The organism is Cupriavidus sp. H39, from assembly GCF_050271075.1.
In the GTDB taxonomy this organism is placed as follows: domain Bacteria; phylum Pseudomonadota; class Gammaproteobacteria; order Burkholderiales; family Burkholderiaceae; genus Cupriavidus; species Cupriavidus necator_B.
Genome location: NZ_CP189848.1, coordinates 3,038,254 through 3,057,859 on the forward strand (window position 1 = coordinate 3,038,254; position 19,606 = coordinate 3,057,859).

Annotated in this window: 21 protein-coding genes, 1 other RNA gene and 1 riboswitch; of the genes, 13 read left to right on the forward strand and 9 right to left on the reverse strand. The window is 69.9% G+C overall.

Going from position 1 to position 19,606, the window contains the following annotated elements:
* Positions 1–73: 73 nt before the first annotated feature.
* The 3 genes from ACOCMH_RS29430 (at position 74) to panC (ending at position 2,177) form a co-directional block, all read left to right on the forward strand.
* A complete protein-coding gene (locus tag ACOCMH_RS29430) occupies positions 74–265 on the forward strand; it encodes a DUF3460 family protein (protein WP_427310946.1) in 192 nt (63 codons plus the stop codon).
* Between the two features lie 31 nt (positions 266–296).
* Entirely contained in the window at positions 297–1,190 is an 894-nt protein-coding gene (locus ACOCMH_RS29435) for a segregation and condensation protein A (protein ID WP_427310947.1), read from the forward strand.
* Between the two features lie 138 nt (positions 1,191–1,328).
* Positions 1,329–2,177, forward strand: coding sequence for a pantoate--beta-alanine ligase (gene panC, locus ACOCMH_RS29440; protein ID WP_427310949.1), 849 nt, complete (start codon positions 1,329–1,331; stop codon positions 2,175–2,177).
* A 63-nt stretch (positions 2,178–2,240) separates the two neighbouring features.
* On the opposite strand, the gene ACOCMH_RS29445 is transcribed toward panC, so the two are convergent.
* A complete protein-coding gene (locus ACOCMH_RS29445; protein WP_427310951.1) occupies positions 2,241–3,434 on the reverse strand; it encodes a PepSY-associated TM helix domain-containing protein in 1,194 nt (397 codons plus the stop codon).
* 140 nt (positions 3,435–3,574) lie between these two features.
* On the reverse strand, positions 3,575–5,098 hold the full coding sequence (locus tag ACOCMH_RS29450; protein ID WP_427310953.1) for a cobyric acid synthase: 1,524 nt from the start codon (positions 5,096–5,098) through the stop codon (positions 3,575–3,577).
* A gap of 38 nt (positions 5,099–5,136) precedes the next feature.
* On the opposite strand from ACOCMH_RS29450, the gene cobU reads away from it, so the two are divergent.
* The 4 genes from cobU to ACOCMH_RS29470 are packed head-to-tail and all read left to right on the forward strand — an operon-like array spanning position 5,137 to position 8,758.
* Positions 5,137–5,850, forward strand: a complete 714-nt coding sequence (gene cobU, locus ACOCMH_RS29455; protein ID WP_427310955.1) for a bifunctional adenosylcobinamide kinase/adenosylcobinamide-phosphate guanylyltransferase — start codon at positions 5,137–5,139, stop codon at positions 5,848–5,850.
* Positions 5,844–6,818 carry a CobD/CbiB family cobalamin biosynthesis protein gene (locus ACOCMH_RS29460; protein WP_427310956.1) on the forward strand — a complete coding sequence of 325 codons (975 nt, stop codon included), beginning with the start codon at positions 5,844–5,846 and terminating at the stop codon, positions 6,816–6,818. The genes cobU and ACOCMH_RS29460 overlap by 7 nt, the downstream gene beginning before the upstream one ends.
* Positions 6,815–7,834 (forward strand): threonine-phosphate decarboxylase CobD, encoded by a 1,020-nt coding sequence (gene cobD / locus ACOCMH_RS29465; protein WP_427310958.1) that lies wholly within the window; start codon positions 6,815–6,817, stop codon positions 7,832–7,834. Before ACOCMH_RS29460 ends, cobD begins: the two co-directional genes overlap by 4 nt.
* Positions 7,835–7,852: 18 nt before the next feature.
* Complete coding sequence (locus ACOCMH_RS29470) at positions 7,853–8,758, forward strand: cobalamin-binding protein (RefSeq protein ID WP_427310959.1); 906 nt, start codon at positions 7,853–7,855, stop codon at positions 8,756–8,758.
* A 1-nt stretch (position 8,759) separates the two neighbouring features.
* Here ACOCMH_RS29470 and ACOCMH_RS29475 read toward each other — a convergent pair whose 3' ends face one another.
* Genes ACOCMH_RS29475 through ACOCMH_RS29505 form a run of 7 tightly spaced genes read right to left on the reverse strand, consistent with a single transcriptional unit; the run spans position 8,760 to position 15,606 of the window.
* Positions 8,760–9,341: a histidine phosphatase family protein gene (locus ACOCMH_RS29475; RefSeq protein WP_427310961.1), complete on the reverse strand. Its 582-nt coding sequence runs from the start codon at positions 9,339–9,341 to the stop codon at positions 8,760–8,762.
* On the reverse strand, positions 9,326–10,156 hold the full coding sequence (locus ACOCMH_RS29480; protein ID WP_427310963.1) for an adenosylcobinamide-GDP ribazoletransferase: 831 nt from the start codon (positions 10,154–10,156) through the stop codon (positions 9,326–9,328). The genes ACOCMH_RS29475 and ACOCMH_RS29480 overlap by 16 nt, the downstream gene beginning before the upstream one ends.
* Positions 10,153–11,193 carry a nicotinate-nucleotide--dimethylbenzimidazole phosphoribosyltransferase gene (gene cobT / locus ACOCMH_RS29485; protein WP_427310965.1) on the reverse strand — a complete coding sequence of 347 codons (1,041 nt, stop codon included), beginning with the start codon at positions 11,191–11,193 and terminating at the stop codon, positions 10,153–10,155. Before cobT ends, ACOCMH_RS29480 begins: the two co-directional genes overlap by 4 nt.
* 33 nt (positions 11,194–11,226) lie before the next feature.
* Positions 11,227–11,859 carry a cob(I)yrinic acid a,c-diamide adenosyltransferase gene (gene cobO, locus ACOCMH_RS29490; RefSeq protein WP_427310966.1) on the reverse strand — a complete coding sequence of 211 codons (633 nt, stop codon included), beginning with the start codon at positions 11,857–11,859 and terminating at the stop codon, positions 11,227–11,229.
* Positions 11,852–12,694: an ABC transporter ATP-binding protein gene (locus tag ACOCMH_RS29495; RefSeq protein WP_427310968.1), complete on the reverse strand. Its 843-nt coding sequence runs from the start codon at positions 12,692–12,694 to the stop codon at positions 11,852–11,854. The genes cobO and ACOCMH_RS29495 overlap by 8 nt, the downstream gene beginning before the upstream one ends.
* Positions 12,691–13,698, reverse strand: coding sequence for a FecCD family ABC transporter permease (locus tag ACOCMH_RS29500; RefSeq protein ID WP_427310970.1), 1,008 nt, complete (start codon positions 13,696–13,698; stop codon positions 12,691–12,693). The genes ACOCMH_RS29495 and ACOCMH_RS29500 overlap by 4 nt, the downstream gene beginning before the upstream one ends.
* 15 nt (positions 13,699–13,713) lie before the next feature.
* On the reverse strand, positions 13,714–15,606 hold the full coding sequence (locus ACOCMH_RS29505; protein WP_427310972.1) for a TonB-dependent receptor domain-containing protein: 1,893 nt from the start codon (positions 15,604–15,606) through the stop codon (positions 13,714–13,716).
* A gap of 74 nt (positions 15,607–15,680) precedes the next feature.
* Positions 15,681–15,991: riboswitch (cobalamin riboswitch) on the reverse strand.
* Between the two features lie 198 nt (positions 15,992–16,189).
* On the opposite strand from ACOCMH_RS29505, the gene ACOCMH_RS29510 reads away from it, so the two are divergent.
* The 6 genes from ACOCMH_RS29510 (at position 16,190) to ACOCMH_RS29535 (ending at position 19,599) form a co-directional block, all read left to right on the forward strand.
* Positions 16,190–16,510: a hypothetical protein gene (locus tag ACOCMH_RS29510; RefSeq protein WP_171515754.1), complete on the forward strand. Its 321-nt coding sequence runs from the start codon at positions 16,190–16,192 to the stop codon at positions 16,508–16,510.
* The gene (locus ACOCMH_RS29515; protein WP_115704457.1) at positions 16,507–16,839 is read left to right on the forward strand and encodes a cell division protein ZapA; all 333 of its coding nucleotides are present in this window, start codon (positions 16,507–16,509) and stop codon (positions 16,837–16,839) included. Before ACOCMH_RS29510 ends, ACOCMH_RS29515 begins: the two co-directional genes overlap by 4 nt.
* Positions 16,840–17,073: 234 nt before the next feature.
* Positions 17,074–17,291: non-coding RNA, 6S RNA (gene ssrS, locus ACOCMH_RS29520), on the forward strand.
* Positions 17,292–17,388: 97 nt separating this feature from the next.
* Complete coding sequence (locus ACOCMH_RS29525; protein ID WP_336510599.1) at positions 17,389–17,871, forward strand: EVE domain-containing protein; 483 nt, start codon at positions 17,389–17,391, stop codon at positions 17,869–17,871.
* A 73-nt stretch (positions 17,872–17,944) separates the two neighbouring features.
* On the forward strand, positions 17,945–18,769 hold the full coding sequence (locus ACOCMH_RS29530; RefSeq protein WP_427310975.1) for a sulfite exporter TauE/SafE family protein: 825 nt from the start codon (positions 17,945–17,947) through the stop codon (positions 18,767–18,769).
* Positions 18,770–18,900: 131 nt separating this feature from the next.
* Entirely contained in the window at positions 18,901–19,599 is a 699-nt protein-coding gene (locus ACOCMH_RS29535; protein ID WP_427310977.1) for an SIMPL domain-containing protein, read from the forward strand.
* Positions 19,600–19,606: the final 7 nt, after the last annotated feature.

Genomic DNA, 19,606 nt, shown 5'->3' on the forward strand with positions numbered 1-19,606 from the left:
CGGGGTGCCGATACTGTAAAATCATGGCCCACTGTACCTATCTGGCGCCCGCACGGGTGCATCCCGGTTGAACATGGCCCTCTACGAATCCGATATCACCCAGTTCCTGAAGCAGCTCAAGCAAGAGCGCCCGACGCTGGAGGCCGAGCAGCGCGACGGCCGCGCCCTGCTCTGGGACAAGGCCCCGATCGACCTCGAAGAGCGCGCCCGCGCGCAGGCTTCGCGCATAGCGCAAAAGCCTTACGTCTACTCGCAGGACAACTGATTCCCGCCGCCCCCGCGTCCGAGCCGACAGCATGAGCGCAGGCGACCAGGACAAGCTGCCGCTGCCCGTGGAACTGCCGGCCGTGGCGCCCGTTGCCGCGGCGGGTCCGGCCGGACCCGCCGACATGGTCGACGGGATGGCGTTCGCGCGCCTGTACGGCGAGCCGCTGTTCAAGCTGCCGCAGGACCTGTACATCCCGCCGGATGCGCTCGAGATCTTCCTCGAAGCCTTCGAGGGCCCGCTGGACCTGCTGCTGTACCTGATCCGCAAGCAGAACTTCAACGTCCTCGACATCCCGATGTCGCAGGTCACCCGGCAGTACCTGTCCTACATCGAGCAGATCCGCAAGACCAACCTGGAGCTGGCGGCGGAATACCTGCTGATGGCGGCGATGCTGATCGAGATCAAGTCGCGCATGCTGCTGCCGGTCAAGAAGGCCGACAGCGACGATGAGGCCGAGGACCCGCGCGCCGAGCTGGTGCGCCGCCTGCTGGAATACGAGCAGATGAAGCTGGCCGCGCAGCGCCTCGATACCGTGCCGCAGCTCGGCCGCGACTTCCTGCGCTCGCAGGTCTATATCGAGCAGAGCCTGGCGCCGCGCTTTCCCGAGGTGGAAACCGTGGACCTGCAGGCGGCCTGGGCCGACGTGCTCAAGCGCGCCAAGCTCAACCAGCACCACAAGATTTCGCGCGAGGAGCTGTCGGTGCGCGAGCACATGAGCCAGATCCTGCGCCGGCTGCAACATGCGCGCTTCATGGAATTCTCGGAGCTGTTCGAGGATGCGGTGCGCTCGGGCAAGGGCGTGCCGGTGGTGGTGGTCAACTTCATCGCCATGCTGGAGCTGTCGCGCGAAGCGCTGGTCGAGATCACCCAGGCCGAACCGTTCGCGCCAATTTATGTGCGATTGGCGTACAGCCCCAGCTGACCCACCCGCGCCGCGGGGGCCGGCCCCGCGCCAGTTGTTCTACAATCCGCCGACAGCCGGCCCAGACCGGCAAGGCTTGCGCCGTCCGCCAAGGACAGGCGTCCGGGTCACACCTACACGACCAGCACACCAAGGCAGATGAAAGTCATTTCCTCCATCCAAGAGCTGCGGGACCAGCTGCGCGGCCAGAACCGCGCGGCCTTTGTCCCCACCATGGGCAACCTGCACGAAGGGCACCTGTCGCTGATGCGCCTGGCGCGCCAGCATGGCGACCCGGTGGTGGCATCGATCTTCGTGAACCGCCTGCAGTTCGGCCCCAACGAGGATTTCGACAAGTACCCGCGCACGCTGCAGGACGACATTGAAAAGCTGCAGAGCGAAGGCGTCTACGTGCTGTTTGCGCCTTCCGAGCGCGACATGTACCCCGAGCCGCAGGAGTACCGCGTCGAGCCGCCGCACGACCTCGGCGACATCCTGGAGGGGGAATTCCGCCCCGGCTTCTTCAAGGGCGTGTGCACGGTGGTGATGAAGCTGTTCTCGTGCGCGCAGCCGCGCGTGGCGGTGTTCGGCAAGAAGGACTACCAGCAGCTGATGATCGTGCGCCGCATGGTGCAGCAGTTCGCGCTGCCGATCGACATCATTCCCGCCGAGACCGTGCGCGCGGACGACGGCCTGGCGCTGTCGTCGCGCAACCGCTACCTGAGCCCGGACGAGCGCGCCGAGGCGCCGGTGCTGTACCGCACCCTGCATGAGGTGCGCGACACCGTGCTGGGCGGCGACCGCGCCTCGGCCGACCTGCTGGCGGTGGAGGCCAGCGCCCGCGCTGCGCTGGCACAGCGCGGCTGGAAGCCGGACTATGTGGCGATCCGCAAGCGCGTCGACCTGCAAGCGCCGACGCGCGAGGAATTCCTCGCCGGCGAGCCGCTGGTGATCCTGACGGCGGCCAAGCTGGGGGCGACACGGTTGATCGACAACCTGGAAATCTGAGCGGCGCAGCCGCCGTCCTCGGCAGAGGCAGAAGAAAAAGGCAGGCCGGCGGCCTGCCTTTTTTCATGCCCGGCGCATGCCGGTGCGCTGCGCGGCCTTCACCACATGGCGCTGGTGGCCACGCCGCCGCTTCCACCAGATCAGCGTGCCGGTCACGGCAAAGGCCAGCGGTGCCAGCCCGAACAGCGTGATAAAGGTGCGCCCCGGCAGACCAAAGGCTTCGCCGGTATGCAGCGGGAACAGCCAGTTCAGCAGCGTGTCGCCGGCCGGTGCCTGCTGCGGATCGCGCACGCCCAGGCGCGCGCCGGTCCAGGCATCGAGCCACAGCCGCGTGGCGCCGGTGTGCTGGCGCACCTCGCCGGGCTGGCGCAGCCGGATCTCGAAGGCATCGCCGGGCTTGCGCGGGAAGCCGATGCGGGTGACCTGCGCCTGCGGATACTGCGCCTGCGCCGCGGCCATGATCTCGCCCGCCTCTAGCGGCCGCGCCCCGGCCGGCGCGGGGGCCGAGACATGTTTGGCCGGCGGCGTCACGGTCATCACCCCCGCCACGATCGGCGTGACCCACTTGGGCAGGTTCAGGTACCAGCCGGAAAACGCGATGGTGGCCAGCACCGGCGCGGCCAGGATGCCGCCGGCGCGGTGCAGCGAATAATTGAAGCGCGACCAGGAGCCGCCATGCGTGATGCGGAACGCCTGCACCACCGAACGCAGCTTCATCTTGGGCCACCACACCGCCACCCCCACCAGCGTGCTCAGCAACAGCAGCATGCCGGCCACGCCGGTAATGGTCTTGCCAGTCTCGCCCGACAGCAGGTAGCGGTGCAGGTGGAACAGCGTCGGCAGCAGCAGCCGGCGCGACAGCCCGGCCTCGCCCCAGACGCGCTCGCCCTTCACTTCCAGCGTGACCGGGTCGACCATCACCTGGCGCGAACGCCCGGGCACGACGCCGCCGGGCCCCTTGACCGGATACCAGGCGACAAAGACGCCATCGGCATGGTCCGGCAGCATCAGCAGGTTGGGCTTGCCATAAGGCGCCGCCGCCAGCCGCTCGGTCACGGCCTGGACGGTGTCCGGGGTCACCGGCGCGGTCATCGGCGCGGAGGCCACCAGCAGGTCGGGATTGAGCCAGGCATCGAGCTCATCGCGCCAGGCGATAGCCGTGCCGGTCAGTCCCATCAGGACGAACAGCAGGCCAAGACTGAGGCCGATATAGCGATGCAGCTTGACGAGGATGACGCGCGGGCGGCCGGTGACCATGACGGGAGGAGTACGTTGAGCGGACGCCGCAAGGCATGGAATATGGCGTAAAAGCCATCCCCGTGCCGCGTTGCGAATGCGAAGGATTCGCGATTCTAGCAGGGCCGTTGCGCATGGCGGCAGCCCCCACCCGCAGCGTGTCAGCGCCGCAGCGGCGCCAGCAAAGCCCCAAGGTCCAGGTGCGCGGCCATGGTGTCGGCCAGGCGCTCGATCGACGCTTCGCGCAGCGCGTCGAGATCCACCGCCTCGGAGCCGTCTAGTCCGGCCCAGCGCAGCAGCGCCTGGCAGCCGGCGGGTTCGTCGAACAGGCCATGGACATACGTGGCCAGCACCTGCCCGTCGGCCGAGCGCGCACCGTCCGGGCGCATCGTGCCGTCGCCGCGATCGAGCCACAGGGCCGGCTGCTCCAGGCCCTTGCCGGTGGTGACGCCGAGGTGGATCTCGTAGCCGCGCACGGGCGCGCCGGCCGCGTCCAGCGCCAGCCGGCCGGCCACCTGGCGCAACTGCTTCTCGGCGGCCAGCGTGGTTTCGTAGTCGAGCCAGCCCAGGCCCGCACTGCTGCCCGCCGGGCCTTCGCGGCCATCGGGGTCGTGCACCTGCCGCCCCAGCATCTGCATGCCGCCGCAGATCCCGATCAGCTTGCCGCCGTAGCGCAGGTGCCGCGCCAGCGCGGTGTCCCAGCCCTGCGCACGGAGGAAGTCCAGGTCGCCACGCACGTTCTTGCTGCCGGGCAGCACCACCAGGTCGGCGGGCGGCATGGGCCGGCCCGGGCCGACAAACTGCAGGTCGACCTGCGGATGCGCGCGCAGCGCGTCGAAGTCGGTATGGTTGGCGATGCGCGGCAGCACCGGCACGATCACGCGCAGGCGCCGCGCCGCCGTGCCGGCGGCGCCGTCGGCCTGCGCGCCGATGATGGCGTCCTCGGCATCCAGGTGCAGGCCATGCAGGTAGGGCAGCACGCCGAATACTGGCTTGCCGGTGCGCGCCACAAGCCAGTCCAGCCCCGGCTCCAGCAGCCCGATATCGCCGCGGAAGCGGTTGATGATGAAGCCGGTCACGCGCGCGCGTTCGCTGTCGGACAGGCAGTCGAGCGTGCCCACCAGGTGCGCGAACACGCCGCCGCGGTCGATGTCCGCCACCAGCACCACTGGGCAGTCGACCCGCTCGGCAAAGCCCATGTTGGCGATGTCGCGCTCGCGCAGGTTGACTTCGGCGGGGCTGCCGGCGCCCTCCACCAGCACCACGTCATAGGCCCGTGCCAGGCGCGCGTGCGAGGCCAGCACGGCCTTCATCGCCTCCGGCTTGTAGGCGTGGTAGGCGCGCGCGTCGAGGTCCAGCCGCGCCCGGCCGTGGATGATGACCTGCGCGCCGGTGTCGCTGCTGGGCTTGAGCAGCACCGGGTTCATGTCGGTATGCGGCAACAGCCGCGCGGCCTGCGCCTGCAGCGCCTGGGCCCGGCCGATCTCGCCGCCGTCGGCGGTGACGGCGCTGTTCAGCGCCATGTTCTGCGGCTTGAATGGCACCACGGGGGTGCCGGCCCGGGCCAGCACCCGGCACAGCCCAGCCACGATGGTGCTCTTGCCGGCATCCGAGGTGGTGCCCTGGACCATCAACGTGCCGCGCAGGGCACCCGGCAACTGGAATTGCGAAGAGTCGGATTGCATCGGCGAATTATCGCACCGCCCCGCACGCGGGCCGTGCCATGCCCGGATGCGGCGGCTACAATACGCGGATGGAAACCCCGGCCATCGCACCCGCCACCGCGCCCGCCGCGTCCGGCACCAGCCCGGCCACCCAGCCGCACGCCGCCGCCAGCGGGGCCGGCAGCCGCCAGCTGACCCTGGTGCTGGGCGGCGCCCGTTCCGGCAAGAGCCATTTCGCCGAACAGCTCGCCACCGATCACGCCACCATCACCGGCGGGCCGGTCACCTACATCGCCACCGCGCACCAGGACCCGGCCCACGTCGACCAGGAGCTCGAGGTCCGCATCGCCCTGCACCGTGCCCGCCGCCCCGCCGACTGGCGCCTGGTCGAAGAGCCGGTGCACCTGGCCGATGCGCTCTACGCCAACGCGCGCCACGACGGCTGCATCCTGGTGGACTGCATGACGTTGTGGATCAACAACCTGTTGTTCCCCGAGGGCCGCGACTATCCCGAGCATGGCGTGATCACGCCGCCGGCTGCCTTCACGGAAGAAATCGAGGCACTGCTGAACGCCCTGCCCACGCTGCCCGGCCACGTCATTCTGGTCTCGAACGAGATCGGCTTCGGCGTGATCCCGATGGGCGCCATCACCCGCTTCTATGTCGATGAACTGGGTCGCCTGAACCAGAAGCTTGCCGCCGCGGCCGACTGCGTGCGGCTGCTGGTGGCGGGCATCCCGGTTGCGGTAAAGGGCGCCGATCCCGCATGCTGATGCTGGCCTGGCCGGCATGCGTGGCAGCGGCGTGGATCGGGGCACTGCTGGACCGCTGGCTCGGCGAGCCGCGCCGCTGGCATCCGCTGGTGGGCTTCGGCCGCCTCGCGGCCGCGCTGGAACGCCGTCTCAACCCTCCCGCGCAACGCGTGGCGCCATGGCGCCAGCGCCTCGCCGGGCTTGCCGGCTGGTGCGTGCTGGTGCTGGTCCCGGCCGCGCTGGCAGGGTGGCTGGCGGCCGCGGCGGCCGCCTGGCATCCGCTCGCCGCCCTGGCCATGCATGCGCTAGCGCTGTACGCGGCGCTGGGCGCACGCAGCCTGCATCAGCATATCGCCCCGATCGCCAGTGCCCTTGCCGCGTCTGACCTGCCCACCGCGCGCGCGCTGACTGCCCGCATCGTCTCGCGCGACACCGCCGATGCCGATGCCGAAGCGCTGGCCCGCGCCGCCTGCGAATCGGCGCTGGAAAACGGCAACGACGCCGTCTTCGGTGCGCTGTTCTGGTTCCTGGTGGGCGGCGCACCCGCCGTGATCGTGTTCCGGCTGGCCAATACGCTCGATGCGATGTGGGGCTACCGCACGCCGCGGCTGGTGTATTTCGGCTGGGCCGCGGCGCGCCTCGACGATGTCCTGAACCTGGTGCCGGCACGGCTGACCGCGCTGTCCTATGCCTTGCTCGGCGCCACCGCGCAGGCGTTGCGCTGCTGGCGCACACAGGCGCCGGCGTGGTCGAGTCCCAACGCAGGACCGGTGATGGCAGCGGGGGCCGGTGCCATCGGCGTGCAGCTTGGCGGTGCGGCGCGCTATCACGGTGAAATCGAACAACGCCCGCCGCTGGGCGCTGGCAGCGTGCCTGGCGCGGCGCACGTGATGGCGTGCCTGCGGCTGGTCGAACGCACACTTTGGCTGTGGCTGGCGCTGGCCGGAGCCAGCGCGCTGGCGGCACTGACGATATCCGCACCAGCATGAGTGCCACCGTGTCCCCGATCCGCCACGGCGGCGACCTGCTGGCCGCGGTGCGCCGCTACGGCCGCCCGGCCGACGACTGGCTCGACCTGTCCACCGGCATCAACCCCGACGGCTATGCGGTGCCGGCGCTGCCGGCGCAGGTGTGGCAGCGGTTGCCGCAGGACGACGACGGCCTGGCCGAACTGGCCGCGGTGGCATGCGGTGCGCCCCATGCGCTGCCGGTGGCTGGCTCGCAGGCCGCGATCCGCACGCTGCCGGCCCTGCTGCGCCCGGGCCGGGTTGGCGTCGCCGCGCTGGGGTACAGCGAATACGCGCCGGCGTTCGCCGCCGCGGGACATGCGGTGGTGCCGCTGGACGAGGCCGATTTCGCGCGGCCCGGGCTGGCCGACGCGCTCGACCATCTGGTCGTCGTCAACCCGAACAACCCGACCGCGCGCGTGCTGCCCGCCGCCACGCTGTTGCACTGGCATGCCGCGGTGTCGGCGCGGGGCGGCACGCTGCTGGTGGACGAAGCCTTTATCGATGGCCTGCCCGGCCATTCCGTCGCCGCGCACAGCGGCATGGACGGCCTCGTGGTGCTGCGCTCGATCGGCAAGTTCTATGGCCTGGCCGGCATCCGCTGCGGCTTCGTGCTGGCACAGCCGGCGCTGCTGGCGGCGCTGCGCGCGCGGCTGGGCCACTGGACCGTCTCGGGCCCGGCGCGCGAGGTGGCGCGGCTCGCGTTGGCCGACCATGCCTGGCGGCAAGCCACCCTTGTCCGCCTGCAAGCGTGCGGGGCCAGGCTGGCAGCGCTGCTGGACCGCCATGGCCTGCCATCCGTGATGCATCCGCTGTTCTGCTGGGTGCCGCATCATGACGCCGCGGCGCTGCACCACAAGCTGGGGCAACGCGGCGTCTGGACCCGTTACTTCGATGCCGCCGGTGGCTGCCCGCCGAGCCTGCGCCTGGGCCTGCCGCCGGAACAGCCGCACGCCTGGCAGCGGCTGGACGCGGCGCTGGCCGCGGTCACTGCCTGAACAACACTGCCGAATGCCATGCCGAACTGTCTGAACCCTGTGATCGCCGCCGCTCTGCTGCTCGCGTCACTGCCCGCGGCCGCGGCGGTGTCCGCCGTCGATGACGCGGGCCAGACCGTGACGCTGCAGCAGCCGGCGCGCCGCGTGATCGCGCTGGCGCCGCACGTCACCGAAATGCTGTTTGCCGCCGGCGGGGGCGACCGCATCGTCGGCACGGTCAGCTACAGCGACTACCCGCCACAGGCGCGCGAGATCGCACGTGTCGGCGACAACAAGGCGCTGGATCTCGAGCGCATTGCCGCGCTCAAACCGGACCTGATCGTGGTGTGGCGCCATGGCAATGCGCAGAAGCAGACCGACCGGCTGCGCGCGCTCGGCATCCCGCTGTTCTACAGCGAGCCGCGCAAGCTCGCGGCGATTCCGGAGAACATCGAGAAGCTCGGCACGCTGCTGGGCACCGAAGCCACCGCGCGGCGGGCCGCCGATGGCTTCCGCCAGCAGGTGGAGACGCTGCGCAAGACTTATGCGGCACGCCCGCCGGTGACCGTGTTCTACCAGGTCTGGCAGCAACCGCTGATGACGCTCAACGGCCAGCACCTGGTCAGCGATATGCTGGCGCTGTGCGGCGGGCGCAATCTGTTCGCGGCGGAGACGCCGTTGGTGCCGACCGTGTCGGTCGAGGCGGTCATCGCGGGCAACCCGGAAGCCATGCTGACGGCGGGAATAGGCGCCACGCGCTCGGACCAGCCGCTGCCCGATTTCGAGATGTGGCGGCGCTGGCAGCACGTCACGGCGGTGGCGCGCAACAACCTGTTCGTGATCGACGGCGACCTGGTCAACCGTGCCGGCCCACGCGCGGTGCAAGGCGCCGCGCAGATCTGCAAGGACCTCGACACGGCGCGCAGCCGCCGGCCCGCACGCTGATTCAACCAGCGCGGTTCCACCAGCGCAGCCGCGCCGCGCCCTCCTCCAGCCGGAAGCGGCAGCTGGCACCAAAGCCCAGCTCCCAGTTGAGCGTGGCCCCCAGCGGCACGCCCAGCCAGTGCGCCGCCAGCATGCGCATCGGGCCGGCATGGCCGACCACCCAGACGCATTGATCGCGTGCCCCCGCCAGCGTCGCGGCCCAGCCGACGACCCGCGCCATCGCCTGCGCCGGCGCTTCGCCGCCATGCGGGCGCGCGTGCAGCAGGTCAGCCGCCCACTGGTCGAGTGCGCTGCGGTCGATCGCATCCCAGGCCAGGCCCTCCCAGCTGCCGAAGTCGATTTCGCGCAGCGCGGGTTCGATGTCGATCACCGGAAACGGGTCGGGCCATGCCTGGGCCAGCGCCTGGACCGTGCCCAGCGCACGCGCCAGCGGGCTGGCCACGATGCGATCGGGGGCCGGCAGGCCGGCGATGATCCGTGCGGCGGGCGGCCTCAGCGGTGCCGCCAGCGGCAGGTCCAGGCAGCCATAGCAGGTACCTGCCGCCACCTGTGGCTGCGCGTGGCGGATCAGGACCACGTCCATGCCGCGGCCACCAGGTAGAGCAGGATCTCGGCGCATTGCTGGGCCATGCCCAGGCAGTCGCCGGTGTAGCCGCCGAGGCGGCGCACGAAGTAGCGGCCCAGCAGCAGGCGCAGACCCAGCAGCGCGCCGACAGCCGCGGCGCAGAACCATGGCGATACCAGCCACAGCGGCACCAGCCCGCACAGCAGCGCGAACACCAGGCCCGCGCCGGCCAGCTTCTGCGCCACCGGCTTGGCCTTGCCTTGCGCGCGCACATAGGCCAGCGTGGCGAGATAGCTGACCGCCATCGCCCGGCTGGCGCCATGCGCGGCAACCAGCACGGCGAGCAGCACCGCCATGCCGCCGCGCCCGGCAATGGCCACCAGCAACTGCCACTTCAGCAGCAGGGCCACCACCAGCGCGATCGCGCCGAACGCGCCGATGCGTGAATCATGCATGATGCGCAGCACGTCCTCGCGCTGCCACGCGCCGCCGAAAGCATCGACGCAATCGGCCAGTCCGTCTTCATGGAAGGCGCCGGTCAGCAGCAGCGTCGCGACCATGCCCAGCAGCACCGCCACGCCGGGCGGCCACCAAAGCGCCGCGCCCCACGTGACCAGCGCGCCCGCCCCGCCGACCAGCAGCCCGACCAGCGGGAAATAGCGCGCCGCGGCGTGCAGGTAATGCGGTTCGAAGCCGACCCAGCGCGCCAGCCAGCCCGGCAGCGGCACGCGCGTGAAGTAGCCCAGCGCCGTCAGGAAATAGCGCAGCTCGCCCGCCACGCCCGCGGGGCTGCGGGGGGCGGGTGCGGGTACCGGGTCGGTCGGCACGCTCATGGCGTCGCGGTGCTGACGCCAGCGCCGCTGAACGTAGCCATCTCGTTCAGGAATGCCGCCGCCGAGGCCAGCAGCGGCCATGCCAGCGCGCAGCCCGTGCCTTCGCCCAGGCGCAGGTCCAGCGCCAGCAGCGGCGCGGCACCGAACTGCGCCAGCAGCGCACGGTGGCCGCGCTCATGCGAGCAATGCGTGAACACGCAGTACTGCAGCACGTTGGGGTCCAGGCGTTGCGCCACCAGCAGCGCGGCCGTGGCGATAAAGCCGTCGACCAGGATCACCATGCGGCTGGCCGCGGCGGCCAGGAAGGCGCCGGCCATCATCGCGATCTCGAAGCCGCCGAAGGTGGCCAGCACGTCCAGCGGCGCCTGCGCATCGGCATGCAGCGCCAGCGCGCCCGCCAGCACCTCGCGCTTGCGCGCCAGGCCGGCATCGTCCAGCCCGGTGCCGCGCCCGATGCAGTCGTCCAGCGGCAGGCCGGTCAGCCGCTGCATCAGGCACGCCGCGGCCGACGTGTTGGCAATGCCCATCTCGCCGAAGCCGATCACGTTGCAGCCCTGCTGCGCATGGCGCAGCACGCGCGCCATGCCCGCGGTCATCGCCGCGGCGGCCTGCGCCGGTGTCATGGCGGGCTCGGCCGCGAAGTTGCGGGTGCCGTCGGCAATGCGGCAATTGACCAGGCCCGGCGCCGCCGGCAGCGGCACGCGCACGCCCGCGTCGACGATCTCCAGCGCAATGCCGTGCTGGCGCGAGAACACATTGATCGCCGCGCCGCCGGCCAGGAAGTTCTGCACCATCTGCGCCGTGACCTCGGCCGGATAGGCGCTGACGCCGGCGTCCGCGACGCCGTGGTCGGCGGCAAACACGATCACCGTGGGCCGCCGCAGCGCCGGCCGCGCCGTGCCGAGGATCAGGCCCAGCTGCAGGGCCAGCGCTTCCAGCCGGCCCAGCGCGCCGAGCGGCTTGGTCTTGTCGTCGATGGCGGCCTGCAGCACGGGGCGCAGCGCGTCGTCGAGCGGAGTGATTTCGGGAAACTGCATGATGCCTTGACTCGGTAATCCAGAAAAATGGGGCTACATTTCCACGCCGCGCTGGGCCTTGATACCCTGCTGGAACGCATGCTTGACGGGGGTCATGTCGGTGACGGTGTCGGCCGCCTCGACCAGCGCCGGCGGCGCGCCGCGGCCGGTAATGACGACGTGCTGCATCGGCGGGCGCGCGCGCAGGTCGGCAATGACCTGCTCCACATCAAGATAGTGCAGCTTGAGCGCGATGTTCAGCTCGTCGAACAGCACCAGGCCGATGCCGGGATCGCGCAGCATGCCGCGCGCCACTTCCCATGCGGCCTCGGCCTTGGCCACGTCGCGGCTGCGGTCCTGGGTTTCCCAGGTATAGCCCTCGCCCATCACGTGAAACGCGCATTCATCCGGGAAGCGCCGCAGGAACATCTCTTCGCCGGTGGGCTGCGCGCCCTTGATGAACTGGACCACGCCGGTGCGCATGCCATGGCCAAGCGCCCGCACCACCATGCCAAAGCCCGAGCTGGACTTGCCCTTGCCATTGCCGGTGGTGATGACGATCACGCCGCGCTCATCCTGCGCGGCGGCGATCTTCGCGTCGACGACTTCCTTCTTGCGCACCATGCGCGCCTTGTGGCGGGCATCGCGGTCCGGGTCTTGCACAGGGGGATTCTGGTTTTCAGTCATGGTCTGGTTTCGGTGGGGGCGGGCGCGCGCCATCGGGAATCAGCGCGGTATGCGCGCCGTCGCTGACGCTGACAATGGCGGTGCGCAGCGCCCGCGAGCAGTGTTCGGGGGTCAGCACCTGCGCCGCGGGGCCGTGCAGCGCGGTGCCATCTTCGGCCATCAGCAGGGCATGGGTGGCGTAGCGCAGCGCCAGCGTCAGGTCGTGCAGGATCACCACCACGGCATGGCGCCCTGCCCTGGCCAGCGCGGCCAGTTGATCCAGCACCAGGATCTGGTGGCGCAGGTCCAGGTGCGATACGGGCTCGTCCAGCAGCAGCAGCGGCGCCTGCTGCGCCAGCGCCGCGGCCAGCGAGACGCGCTGGCGTTCGCCGCCGGACAGTGTCAGCACGTCGCGCGCGGCCAGCGCCTCGATATCCATGGCGCGGATCACGTCATCGACGATACGGTCGTCCTCGCGCCCGGTCCAGCCCCAGCCGGACAGGTGCGGATGGCGGCCCACGCGCACGGCATCGACCACTGGCATCGGGAAGGTGTCATGGACGGCTTGCGGCAGGTAGGCGCGCTGGCGCGCCAGCACCGCCGGCTCCACCAGCGCCGGTGCGGTGCCGTCGATCTCGGCGCTGCCGCCGTCGGCATGCCGCAATCCGGCCAGCACCGTCAACAGCGTCGATTTGCCGGCACCGTTCGGGCCGGCGATGCACCACAGCTCGCCGGGGCCGATGGTCATGGTCAGGCGATCCACCAGCACGCGCTTGCCGGCGCGAAGCCGCACGTCGCGCAGCGCCAGCCGCGGGCAGGCCGCGAGCGGACGGGACCAGTGCGGGCTTCCGCTCATCGCGGCCTCCGCAACAGCAGGTAGAGGAAGGTCGGCACGCCCAGCAGCCCGGTGATCACGCCCACCGGCAGCTGCGCCGGTGCCACCACGGTGCGTGCGATCAGGTCGGCCGCCATCAGCAGCGCTCCGCCCAGCAGCGTCGCGGCCGGCAGCAGTAGGCGCTGGTCGTTGCCCCAGGCTAGCCGCACCAGGTGCGGCACCACCAGCCCGACAAAGCCGATCGACCCGGCCGTGGTGATGGCCGCGGCAATGCACAGCGACGCCAGCATGAAGGTCGCCAGCCGCACGCGGCCGACGCGCACGCCCAGCGACTGCGCCACGGTCTCGCCCAGCAGCATCACGTTGAGCGCGCGCGCCATCGGCATGGCCAGCAGCAGCGCCGCCGCCAGCATGGCGAGCGCGCCGCCGTAGCTGGCGGTGCCGCTCAGGTCGCCGGTCAGCCAGAACAGCATGCCGCGCAGGCGCGACTCCGGCGCGACCGACAGGATCAGCGTAATGACCGCGCCCCAGCCGGCGGCCAGGATCACGCCGGTCAGCAGCAGCCGCGCGCCGGCTTCGCGATGGCCGCCCTGGACGTGCGGGTGCAGCAGGTCGCGCCGCGCCAGCGAGGCCACCAGCACCATCGCCAGCAAGGCACCGATCGCCGCGGCGGCCTGCACGCCCCACCACGGCGCCAGCGCCAGCATTGCCAGCAGCGCGGCGGTGGACGCGCCGCCCGATACGCCCAGCACATAGGGCTCGGCCAGCGGGTTGCGCAGCAGCACCTGCATCAGCGCACCGGACAAGGCCAGCAGGCCGCCGCAGGCAAAGGCCGCGGCCGCGCGCGGCAGGCGCAGCTCGCGCACGATGGCGCCGGCGGTGCCGGTGTCGGCCCCGGTCAGCGCCTGCCACAGCGCGCGCGCATCGAGCGAAACGCTGCCGAGCGCCAACGACAAGGCGAACGCCAGCAGCGCCGCGAGCGCCAGCACCAGCCAGATCGCCAGGGCGCGCCGGAACTCAGACATGGCGCGCCCGCGCGCTCATCGCTGGCGCCAGCCCAGCGTGATGAAGCCCGCGCGCCCCTGCGTGTTGTAGGGGTAGGCGAGCTGGTAGTCCTTGTCGAACAGGTTTTCGACGCGGGCGGCGATGAACCATTGCTTGTCGATGTTGTAGCGTGCGTTCAGGTTGACGATACCGTATCCGCCCAGCCGGCGCGAGCCGGCATCCATGCGCGACGACGACAGCAGCCATTCGCCGCCAAAGCGCCAGTTGCCGAAGTTGCGGCCCACGTCGAGCGCGGCGTGGCGGCGCGCGCGGCGCAGCAGCTGGGTGTCGGTCTGCTCGTCGACAGGGTTCTGGAAGGTCACGCTGGCGCCGATATCGGTGCCGTAGACGCTGGCGCGCCACGAGGCCTCGATGCCCTGCACCTTGGCCTTGTTGACGTTCTGCGCCAGGAACATGCCGTTGGGCTGCAGGGCCGACACGATCAGGTCGTTGTAGCGCGTCTCGAACGCGGTCACGCGCAGCAGTCCGGCGCTGGCGGTGGTGTACTGCACGCCGGCCTCGACCGACTTGGCGCGCTCGGGCTGCAGGTTGGGCTGGCCGAAGTTGGGGTAGTACAGCTCGTTGAAGGTCGGCGCGCGGAACGCGTTGCTGACGTTGGCGATCAGCTTGAACGCGTCGGTCAGGTTGTAGCCATAGCCGGCGAAGAAGCTGCCCTGGTTGCCGAAGTCGGAATAGTGGTCGTTGCGCGCATTGAGCTGCAGCTGGTGCTTGCCGAAGCGCCCGTCATAGCCGCCGAACACCGAGAACACATTGCGCGTGGGGGCGCCGTAGGCGCTCGAGTCCAGCTCCTGCTGCAAGTAGTCGGTGCCAAACAGCAGCGTGTGGCCGGCGGCCAGCGCATACTCGTTCTGCCAGTTGAACTGGCGGTTGCGGGTATTGAAAGTGCCGTTGGGGTTGCCGTTGAGGAAGGTGTCGCTGCGGTCCTCGCTCTGCGACAGCTTGAAATGCGTGGTCCAGTCCGCGCCGAGCTTGCCGTTGACGAACGCCGACAGCGTGTACAGCTCGCTGTTGGTGCGGTTCTCGTCGGTGGGACGGCCAAAGGCGCTGTCGAACGACAGCTTGCTCTTCGCGTAGTAGCCGGTGATGCCCGCATCCCAGTCGGGCGTGAAGCGGTGCTTCACCTGGCCCGACACGCTCTGGTTCTCGTACGGGTTGTCGTTGGGGTTGGCGCGCGGTGCCTGCCTGGTGTTGATCGACGAGAAGCCGTCGGTCTTGAACGCCGACCCGGTCAGGTTGAACGAGGTATCGCCGACCTGGCCGCCATAGCCGACCGTGCCCTGGCGCGTGTTGTTGCTGCCGTACTCCACCTGCGCATTGGCCGCCGGCGCCTGGCCCGCACCGCTCTTGGTGAAGATCTGCACCACGCCGCCAATCGCGTCCGAGCCGTACAGCGCCGAGACGTTGCCGCGCACCACCTCGATCCGGTCGATCTGGTCGGGCAGGATATTGGCCAGCTGCGCGGTGCCGCTGCTGGCCGACGAGACCCGCACGCCGTCGATCAGGATCAGCGTCTGGTTGGAATTGGCGCCGCGCATGAACAGCGAGGTGTTGCTGCCCATGCCGCCGTTGGTGGAGAACTCCACCCCGGCCTGGCTGCGCAGCAGCGTGCGCAGGTCCGGCGCCTGCGAGTTCGCAATGTCCTGCTGCGTGACCACCGTGGTATGCGGCAGCGCCTCCGTAATGGCTTGCGCGGTGCGGGTGGACGTGACCACCACCGGCGCAAGCTGCGCGGTGCTGCTATCCGCCGCCTGGGCGAACGCAGTACCGGGAACCAGGGTGAACGAAGCCATGGCCGCCAGGATGGCGGGCACGGACGGACGCACCGCCGGGCTTGCCGGGCGGGTCGACCTGTGGAGCGATGAACGCATGATGCAGGACTGGATAGGAACGGCCGGGCCCGTTCCCCCGCGGGCCATATGGCGATGAGGCGTGCCGCGCACGGGCGGCAGCCCGCGTTCAGGCCGGTATCCGGGCTGGCGACACGAAACCGGCGCCTTCCCGAACCTGCGGTTCAGTGGCGTGTGGCCGGTCCTGCGGGCATGTGGCCTGGCATCCGATGACGGATGGGGCTTGCCAGCGGAGGCCGACAGTGGCTGTCGGCGAGGCTGGCGGATGCGCACCGCGGTCGCTTACCGTTGCGGGGGCAGCACAGGTTGGCCTGTCCGGCGCGCAGCTGGCCCGGCTCCCTGTTTCCCGTTGAACTGCCCTTTCGCCAGGGACGAAAAGGCGAGCACCTGGAACGTGCGCGAGTCTAGGGCGTTTCGCCCCCCGCGTCAACGCGGCGACCGCGCGCCGACAGTAGCGTTTTGTCACACTCTCGCGGCGTCTTGTGTGCAGAAGCCTGCAACTTCCATGCGGGCGGCCGGTCACAAACCTTTCCTCCGCATTGTGCATGCCGGCGCATCGGCTAGAATCGCGATACCTGACACTACTCCCATCATGACAGGCCCTATGCTCACCGAACTCGAACAACTGGCCGCCAAGATCGGGCGCGTGCTGCACCATGCGGACACCCTGGCGGCGGAGAACCAGCGGCTGCGCGACGAGATCGCACGGCTGGAGGGCGAAGCCGCGCAGTTGCGCGGCGAGCGCGAGGCCATGGCCGCCGACCGCGAACTGCTCAATATCAAGATCGAGGAAGCGCAGCTGCGCATCCAGTCCATCCTTGACAAGCTGCCGACCGCCAGCGACACACGCCAGCTCGACCTGCTCGGCGAAGCGGCCGCGGCGCAGGGCGCCGAAGCGCACAAGGCCCCCGGAGAACACGCATGAGCAACAAGCAAGTCGAAGTCAACATCGCCGGCCAGGCCTACCGCTTTGCCATCGCGCCCGAGAACGAGGCCGCGCTGCTCGAGGCGGTCGCACTGGTCGACACGCAGATGAACAAGCTGCGCAGCGGCAGCGCGGCCAAGGGCGTGGAGCGCGTGGCGGTGATGGCCGCCATCAGCATTGCCTCGGACCTGCTGTCGATGCAGCGCAAGCAGCAGGCCGAGGGCGCGATCCCGGTCGACGCCATCCGCGCGCGCATCCGCGAACTGAACGACCGCGCCGACGAGGCCCTGCGGCAATATGCCCACGTGGGCACCGGTACGCGCGGCTGAGCGCGGCAATGGGATGTGCTGCGGATGCCGCGCTGCCGCGCAAAATGTAACGACACGCGCGAGTGGACTTGGTATGCCCTGCGACGCGGTGTATAGTGTAGCCAGACTGCACGAGGCACCACAGAAGTGCAGCTGACAGGTCGGGTTATCGCGCCCGGCCGCCGTTTTCATCCCATCCTAGTCCGAAACGGCAAACGTCTGATATCCCGCACGTGGAGAGTCAGACGTTTGACAGTTTCCCTGCCTGGTTCGTGAGGGTCATAAACTCCTTGAACCGATATGCATTGCATGGTGCGGGATTATGTCGCGTGGGCGAGCGCGTCATCGCATTCATAGTCCGGGCCTGGCCTGGACTCCCTGAGTGGATGATGTACCCGAAATGCGACTTCCGCAGCCACTCTGAACCTCACTTGGGTTCAGGATGCCGATCCAGCGGCCGAGGCGGGGACCCCCTTAAAAAGGCGGTGGTTTTCTGAACCATCGCCTTTTTTCTTGCCTGCATGCTTGCCCCTGTTTTCTCGCACGGGCCTTCCTTTCCTGAGCAGCGCCGTGAGCCCTAACCAGAACCAACGCGCCCGCCAGTACTGGCTGATGAAATCGGAACCGGACGAAGCCAGCATCGATGACCTGGCCCGGGAACGCACGCTGCCGTGGACCGGCGTGCGCAATTACCAAGCACGCAACTTCATGCGCGATGCCATGCAGGTGGGCGACGGCGTGCTGTTCTACCACTCGTCGTGCCCGGAGCCCGGCATTGCCGGCCTGGCCGAGGTCTGTTCCCCACCCTACCCGGACCCGACCCAGTTCGACCCCAAGAGCCCGTATTTCGATGCCGCCTCGAAGGCCGAGGCCCCGCGCTGGCTGCTAGTCGACGTGCGCTTCGAAAGCAAGAGCCGCCTGATCCCGCTGGCCGAACTGCGCGAGCATGAAGCGCTGGCCGACATGGTGGTGCTCCGGCGCGGCAACCGGCTCTCGATCACGCCGGTGACGCCGGCGGAATGGCGCTTCATCACCGGCAAGCTGATGCGCTGAGCCCGGATGCGCCGGGCCCTGCCCCGCGCGCGGCAAGGCTGCCGACCACAATAACAACGACCTTCCAGACACGATGCCGTTCGACAACCTGCCGGTGCTGATCCCCGCGCTGCTGGCGCTGGGCGCTTTCACCGGTTTCTGCGCCGGCCTGCTGGGCGTGGGCGGCGGCATGATGATGGTGCCGTTCCTGACGCTGCTGTTCACCAGCCTGGGCTTTGCCGGCGAAGCCATCGTCCATATGGCGATCGCCACCTCGATGGGCACCATCCTGTTCACCTCGCTGTCGTCCGTGCGCGCGCACCACAAGCGCGGCGCGGTACGCTGGCCGATCGTGCTGGCGCTGGCGCCAGGCATCGTGATCGGTGGCATGGTCGGCGGTGGCAAGGTCTTTGCGGCGCTGAAGACCAGCTGGCTGTCGCTGGCGTTCGCGGGCTTCGTCGGCTTCTCGGCGCTGCAGATGCTGCGCAACCGCCGGCCCAAGCCCGGGCGCCAGCTGCCGGGCTTTGCCGGCATGGCCGGCGCGGGCGGCGTGATCGGCTTCCTGTCGAGCCTGGTGGGCGCGGGCGGCGCCTTTGTCTCGGTGCCGTTCATGACCTGGTGCAATGTGCCGATCCACAACGCGGTGGCGACCTCGGCCGCGCTCGGCTTCCCGATCGCCGCCGCCAGCGTGGCAGGCTACATCTGGAGCGGCTGGCAGTTGCCGGGCCTGCCGGCGGGATCGCTCGGATATATCTACCTGCCCGCGCTGCTGGTGATCGTCGGGGCCAGCGTGCTGACCGCGCCGCTGGGGGCGCGCACCGCGCATCGCATGGACGTGGGCCAGCTGCGCAGGATCTTTGCCGTGCTGCTGCTGTGCCTGGCCACGTATATGTTGTGGAAGGCCAGGCAGACGTTCTGACGGGCGATGTCACCCGCACGGGGGAAGCAAGGGTCTGGCGCGACGGCGTCGCAACAATCGTTTGCAATGTCGCGGAACGATCGCCCGGCGGGCCCCGTCTGATACCCATCATGTTTGAATGGGAGAACCACATGAAACAATGGCTCGCCGCCACCCTGCTCGGCACCACCGCCATCGTCGCCTCGGCGCACGGCGGCCCCGCGGAAACGCCGTCGGGCGTGCTGTCGCTGACCGCGCAGGCCGTCACCGAGGTGCCGACCGATATCGTCCACCTGACGCTGGCCGCGGAACAGGAAGGCGCGGAACCGGCGGCCATCTCCTCGGGCCTGTCGAGCCGGACCCAGGCCGTCATCACGCAGGCGCGCCGCGTCCAGGGCGTGACCGCCGAATCCGGCGGCTTCACCATCCATCCCAGCACCGACCGCAACGGCCGCATCAGCACGTGGCGCGGGCGCTCCGAGGTCATCCTGAAGTCGCGCGATTTCTCGGCGGTGTCAAAGCTTGCTGGCGAGCTGGCCAGCCAGATGCAGGTGCAGAACATCGCCTTCTCGCTGTCGCGCGAAGCACGCGAGGCCGCCGAGGCCAAGCTGGCCGAGCAGGCCATCGCGTCGTTCCGCAGCAAGGCGCAGGCCACCACCCGGCTGTTCGGCTACAACAGCTTCACCATCCGCGAAGTCAGCGTCAACGAGACCGGCATGGTGCCGCCGATGCCGCGCATGTACGGCGCCGCCAAGGCGATGATGGCCGACGCCGCGGTGCCGGTGCCGGTTGAAGGGGGCAAGACGCAGGTGACGGTGTCGGTGAATGGGTCGGTGCAGATGCTGAAGTAAGTTGGCG

What these genes read in the sequence shown, in the direction of transcription:
- cobO (WP_427310966.1), bottom strand. Translation starts at nt 11,859, where the DNA reads ATGACTGAAAACCAGAATCCCCCTGTGCAAGACCCGGACCGCGATGCC.
- ACOCMH_RS29515 (WP_115704457.1), top strand. Translation starts at nt 16,507, where the DNA reads ATGAGCAACAAGCAAGTCGAAGTCAACATCGCCGGCCAGGCCTACCGC.
- panC (WP_427310949.1), top strand. Translation starts at nt 1,329, where the DNA reads ATGAAAGTCATTTCCTCCATCCAAGAGCTGCGGGACCAGCTGCGCGGC.
- ACOCMH_RS29480 (WP_427310963.1), bottom strand. Translation starts at nt 10,156, where the DNA reads ATGAGCGTGCCGACCGACCCGGTACCCGCACCCGCCCCCCGCAGCCCC.
- ACOCMH_RS29445 (WP_427310951.1), bottom strand. Translation starts at nt 3,434, where the DNA reads ATGGTCACCGGCCGCCCGCGCGTCATCCTCGTCAAGCTGCATCGCTAT.
- ACOCMH_RS29435 (WP_427310947.1), top strand. Translation starts at nt 297, where the DNA reads ATGAGCGCAGGCGACCAGGACAAGCTGCCGCTGCCCGTGGAACTGCCG.
- ACOCMH_RS29450 (WP_427310953.1), bottom strand. Translation starts at nt 5,098, where the DNA reads ATGCAATCCGACTCTTCGCAATTCCAGTTGCCGGGTGCCCTGCGCGGC.
- ACOCMH_RS29475 (WP_427310961.1), bottom strand. Translation starts at nt 9,341, where the DNA reads ATGGACGTGGTCCTGATCCGCCACGCGCAGCCACAGGTGGCGGCAGGT.
- cobT (WP_427310965.1), bottom strand. Translation starts at nt 11,193, where the DNA reads ATGCAGTTTCCCGAAATCACTCCGCTCGACGACGCGCTGCGCCCCGTG.
- cobD (WP_427310958.1), top strand. Translation starts at nt 6,815, where the DNA reads ATGAGTGCCACCGTGTCCCCGATCCGCCACGGCGGCGACCTGCTGGCC.
- ACOCMH_RS29495 (WP_427310968.1), bottom strand. Translation starts at nt 12,694, where the DNA reads ATGAGCGGAAGCCCGCACTGGTCCCGTCCGCTCGCGGCCTGCCCGCGG.
- ACOCMH_RS29460 (WP_427310956.1), top strand. Translation starts at nt 5,844, where the DNA reads ATGCTGATGCTGGCCTGGCCGGCATGCGTGGCAGCGGCGTGGATCGGG.
- cobU (WP_427310955.1), top strand. Translation starts at nt 5,137, where the DNA reads ATGCCCGGATGCGGCGGCTACAATACGCGGATGGAAACCCCGGCCATC.
- ACOCMH_RS29505 (WP_427310972.1), bottom strand. Translation starts at nt 15,606, where the DNA reads ATGCGTTCATCGCTCCACAGGTCGACCCGCCCGGCAAGCCCGGCGGTG.
- ACOCMH_RS29430 (WP_427310946.1), top strand. Translation starts at nt 74, where the DNA reads ATGGCCCTCTACGAATCCGATATCACCCAGTTCCTGAAGCAGCTCAAG.
- ACOCMH_RS29470 (WP_427310959.1), top strand. Translation starts at nt 7,853, where the DNA reads ATGCCGAACTGTCTGAACCCTGTGATCGCCGCCGCTCTGCTGCTCGCG.
- ACOCMH_RS29535 (WP_427310977.1), top strand. Translation starts at nt 18,901, where the DNA reads ATGAAACAATGGCTCGCCGCCACCCTGCTCGGCACCACCGCCATCGTC.
- ACOCMH_RS29530 (WP_427310975.1), top strand. Translation starts at nt 17,945, where the DNA reads ATGCCGTTCGACAACCTGCCGGTGCTGATCCCCGCGCTGCTGGCGCTG.
- ACOCMH_RS29510 (WP_171515754.1), top strand. Translation starts at nt 16,190, where the DNA reads ATGCTCACCGAACTCGAACAACTGGCCGCCAAGATCGGGCGCGTGCTG.
- ACOCMH_RS29500 (WP_427310970.1), bottom strand. Translation starts at nt 13,698, where the DNA reads ATGTCTGAGTTCCGGCGCGCCCTGGCGATCTGGCTGGTGCTGGCGCTC.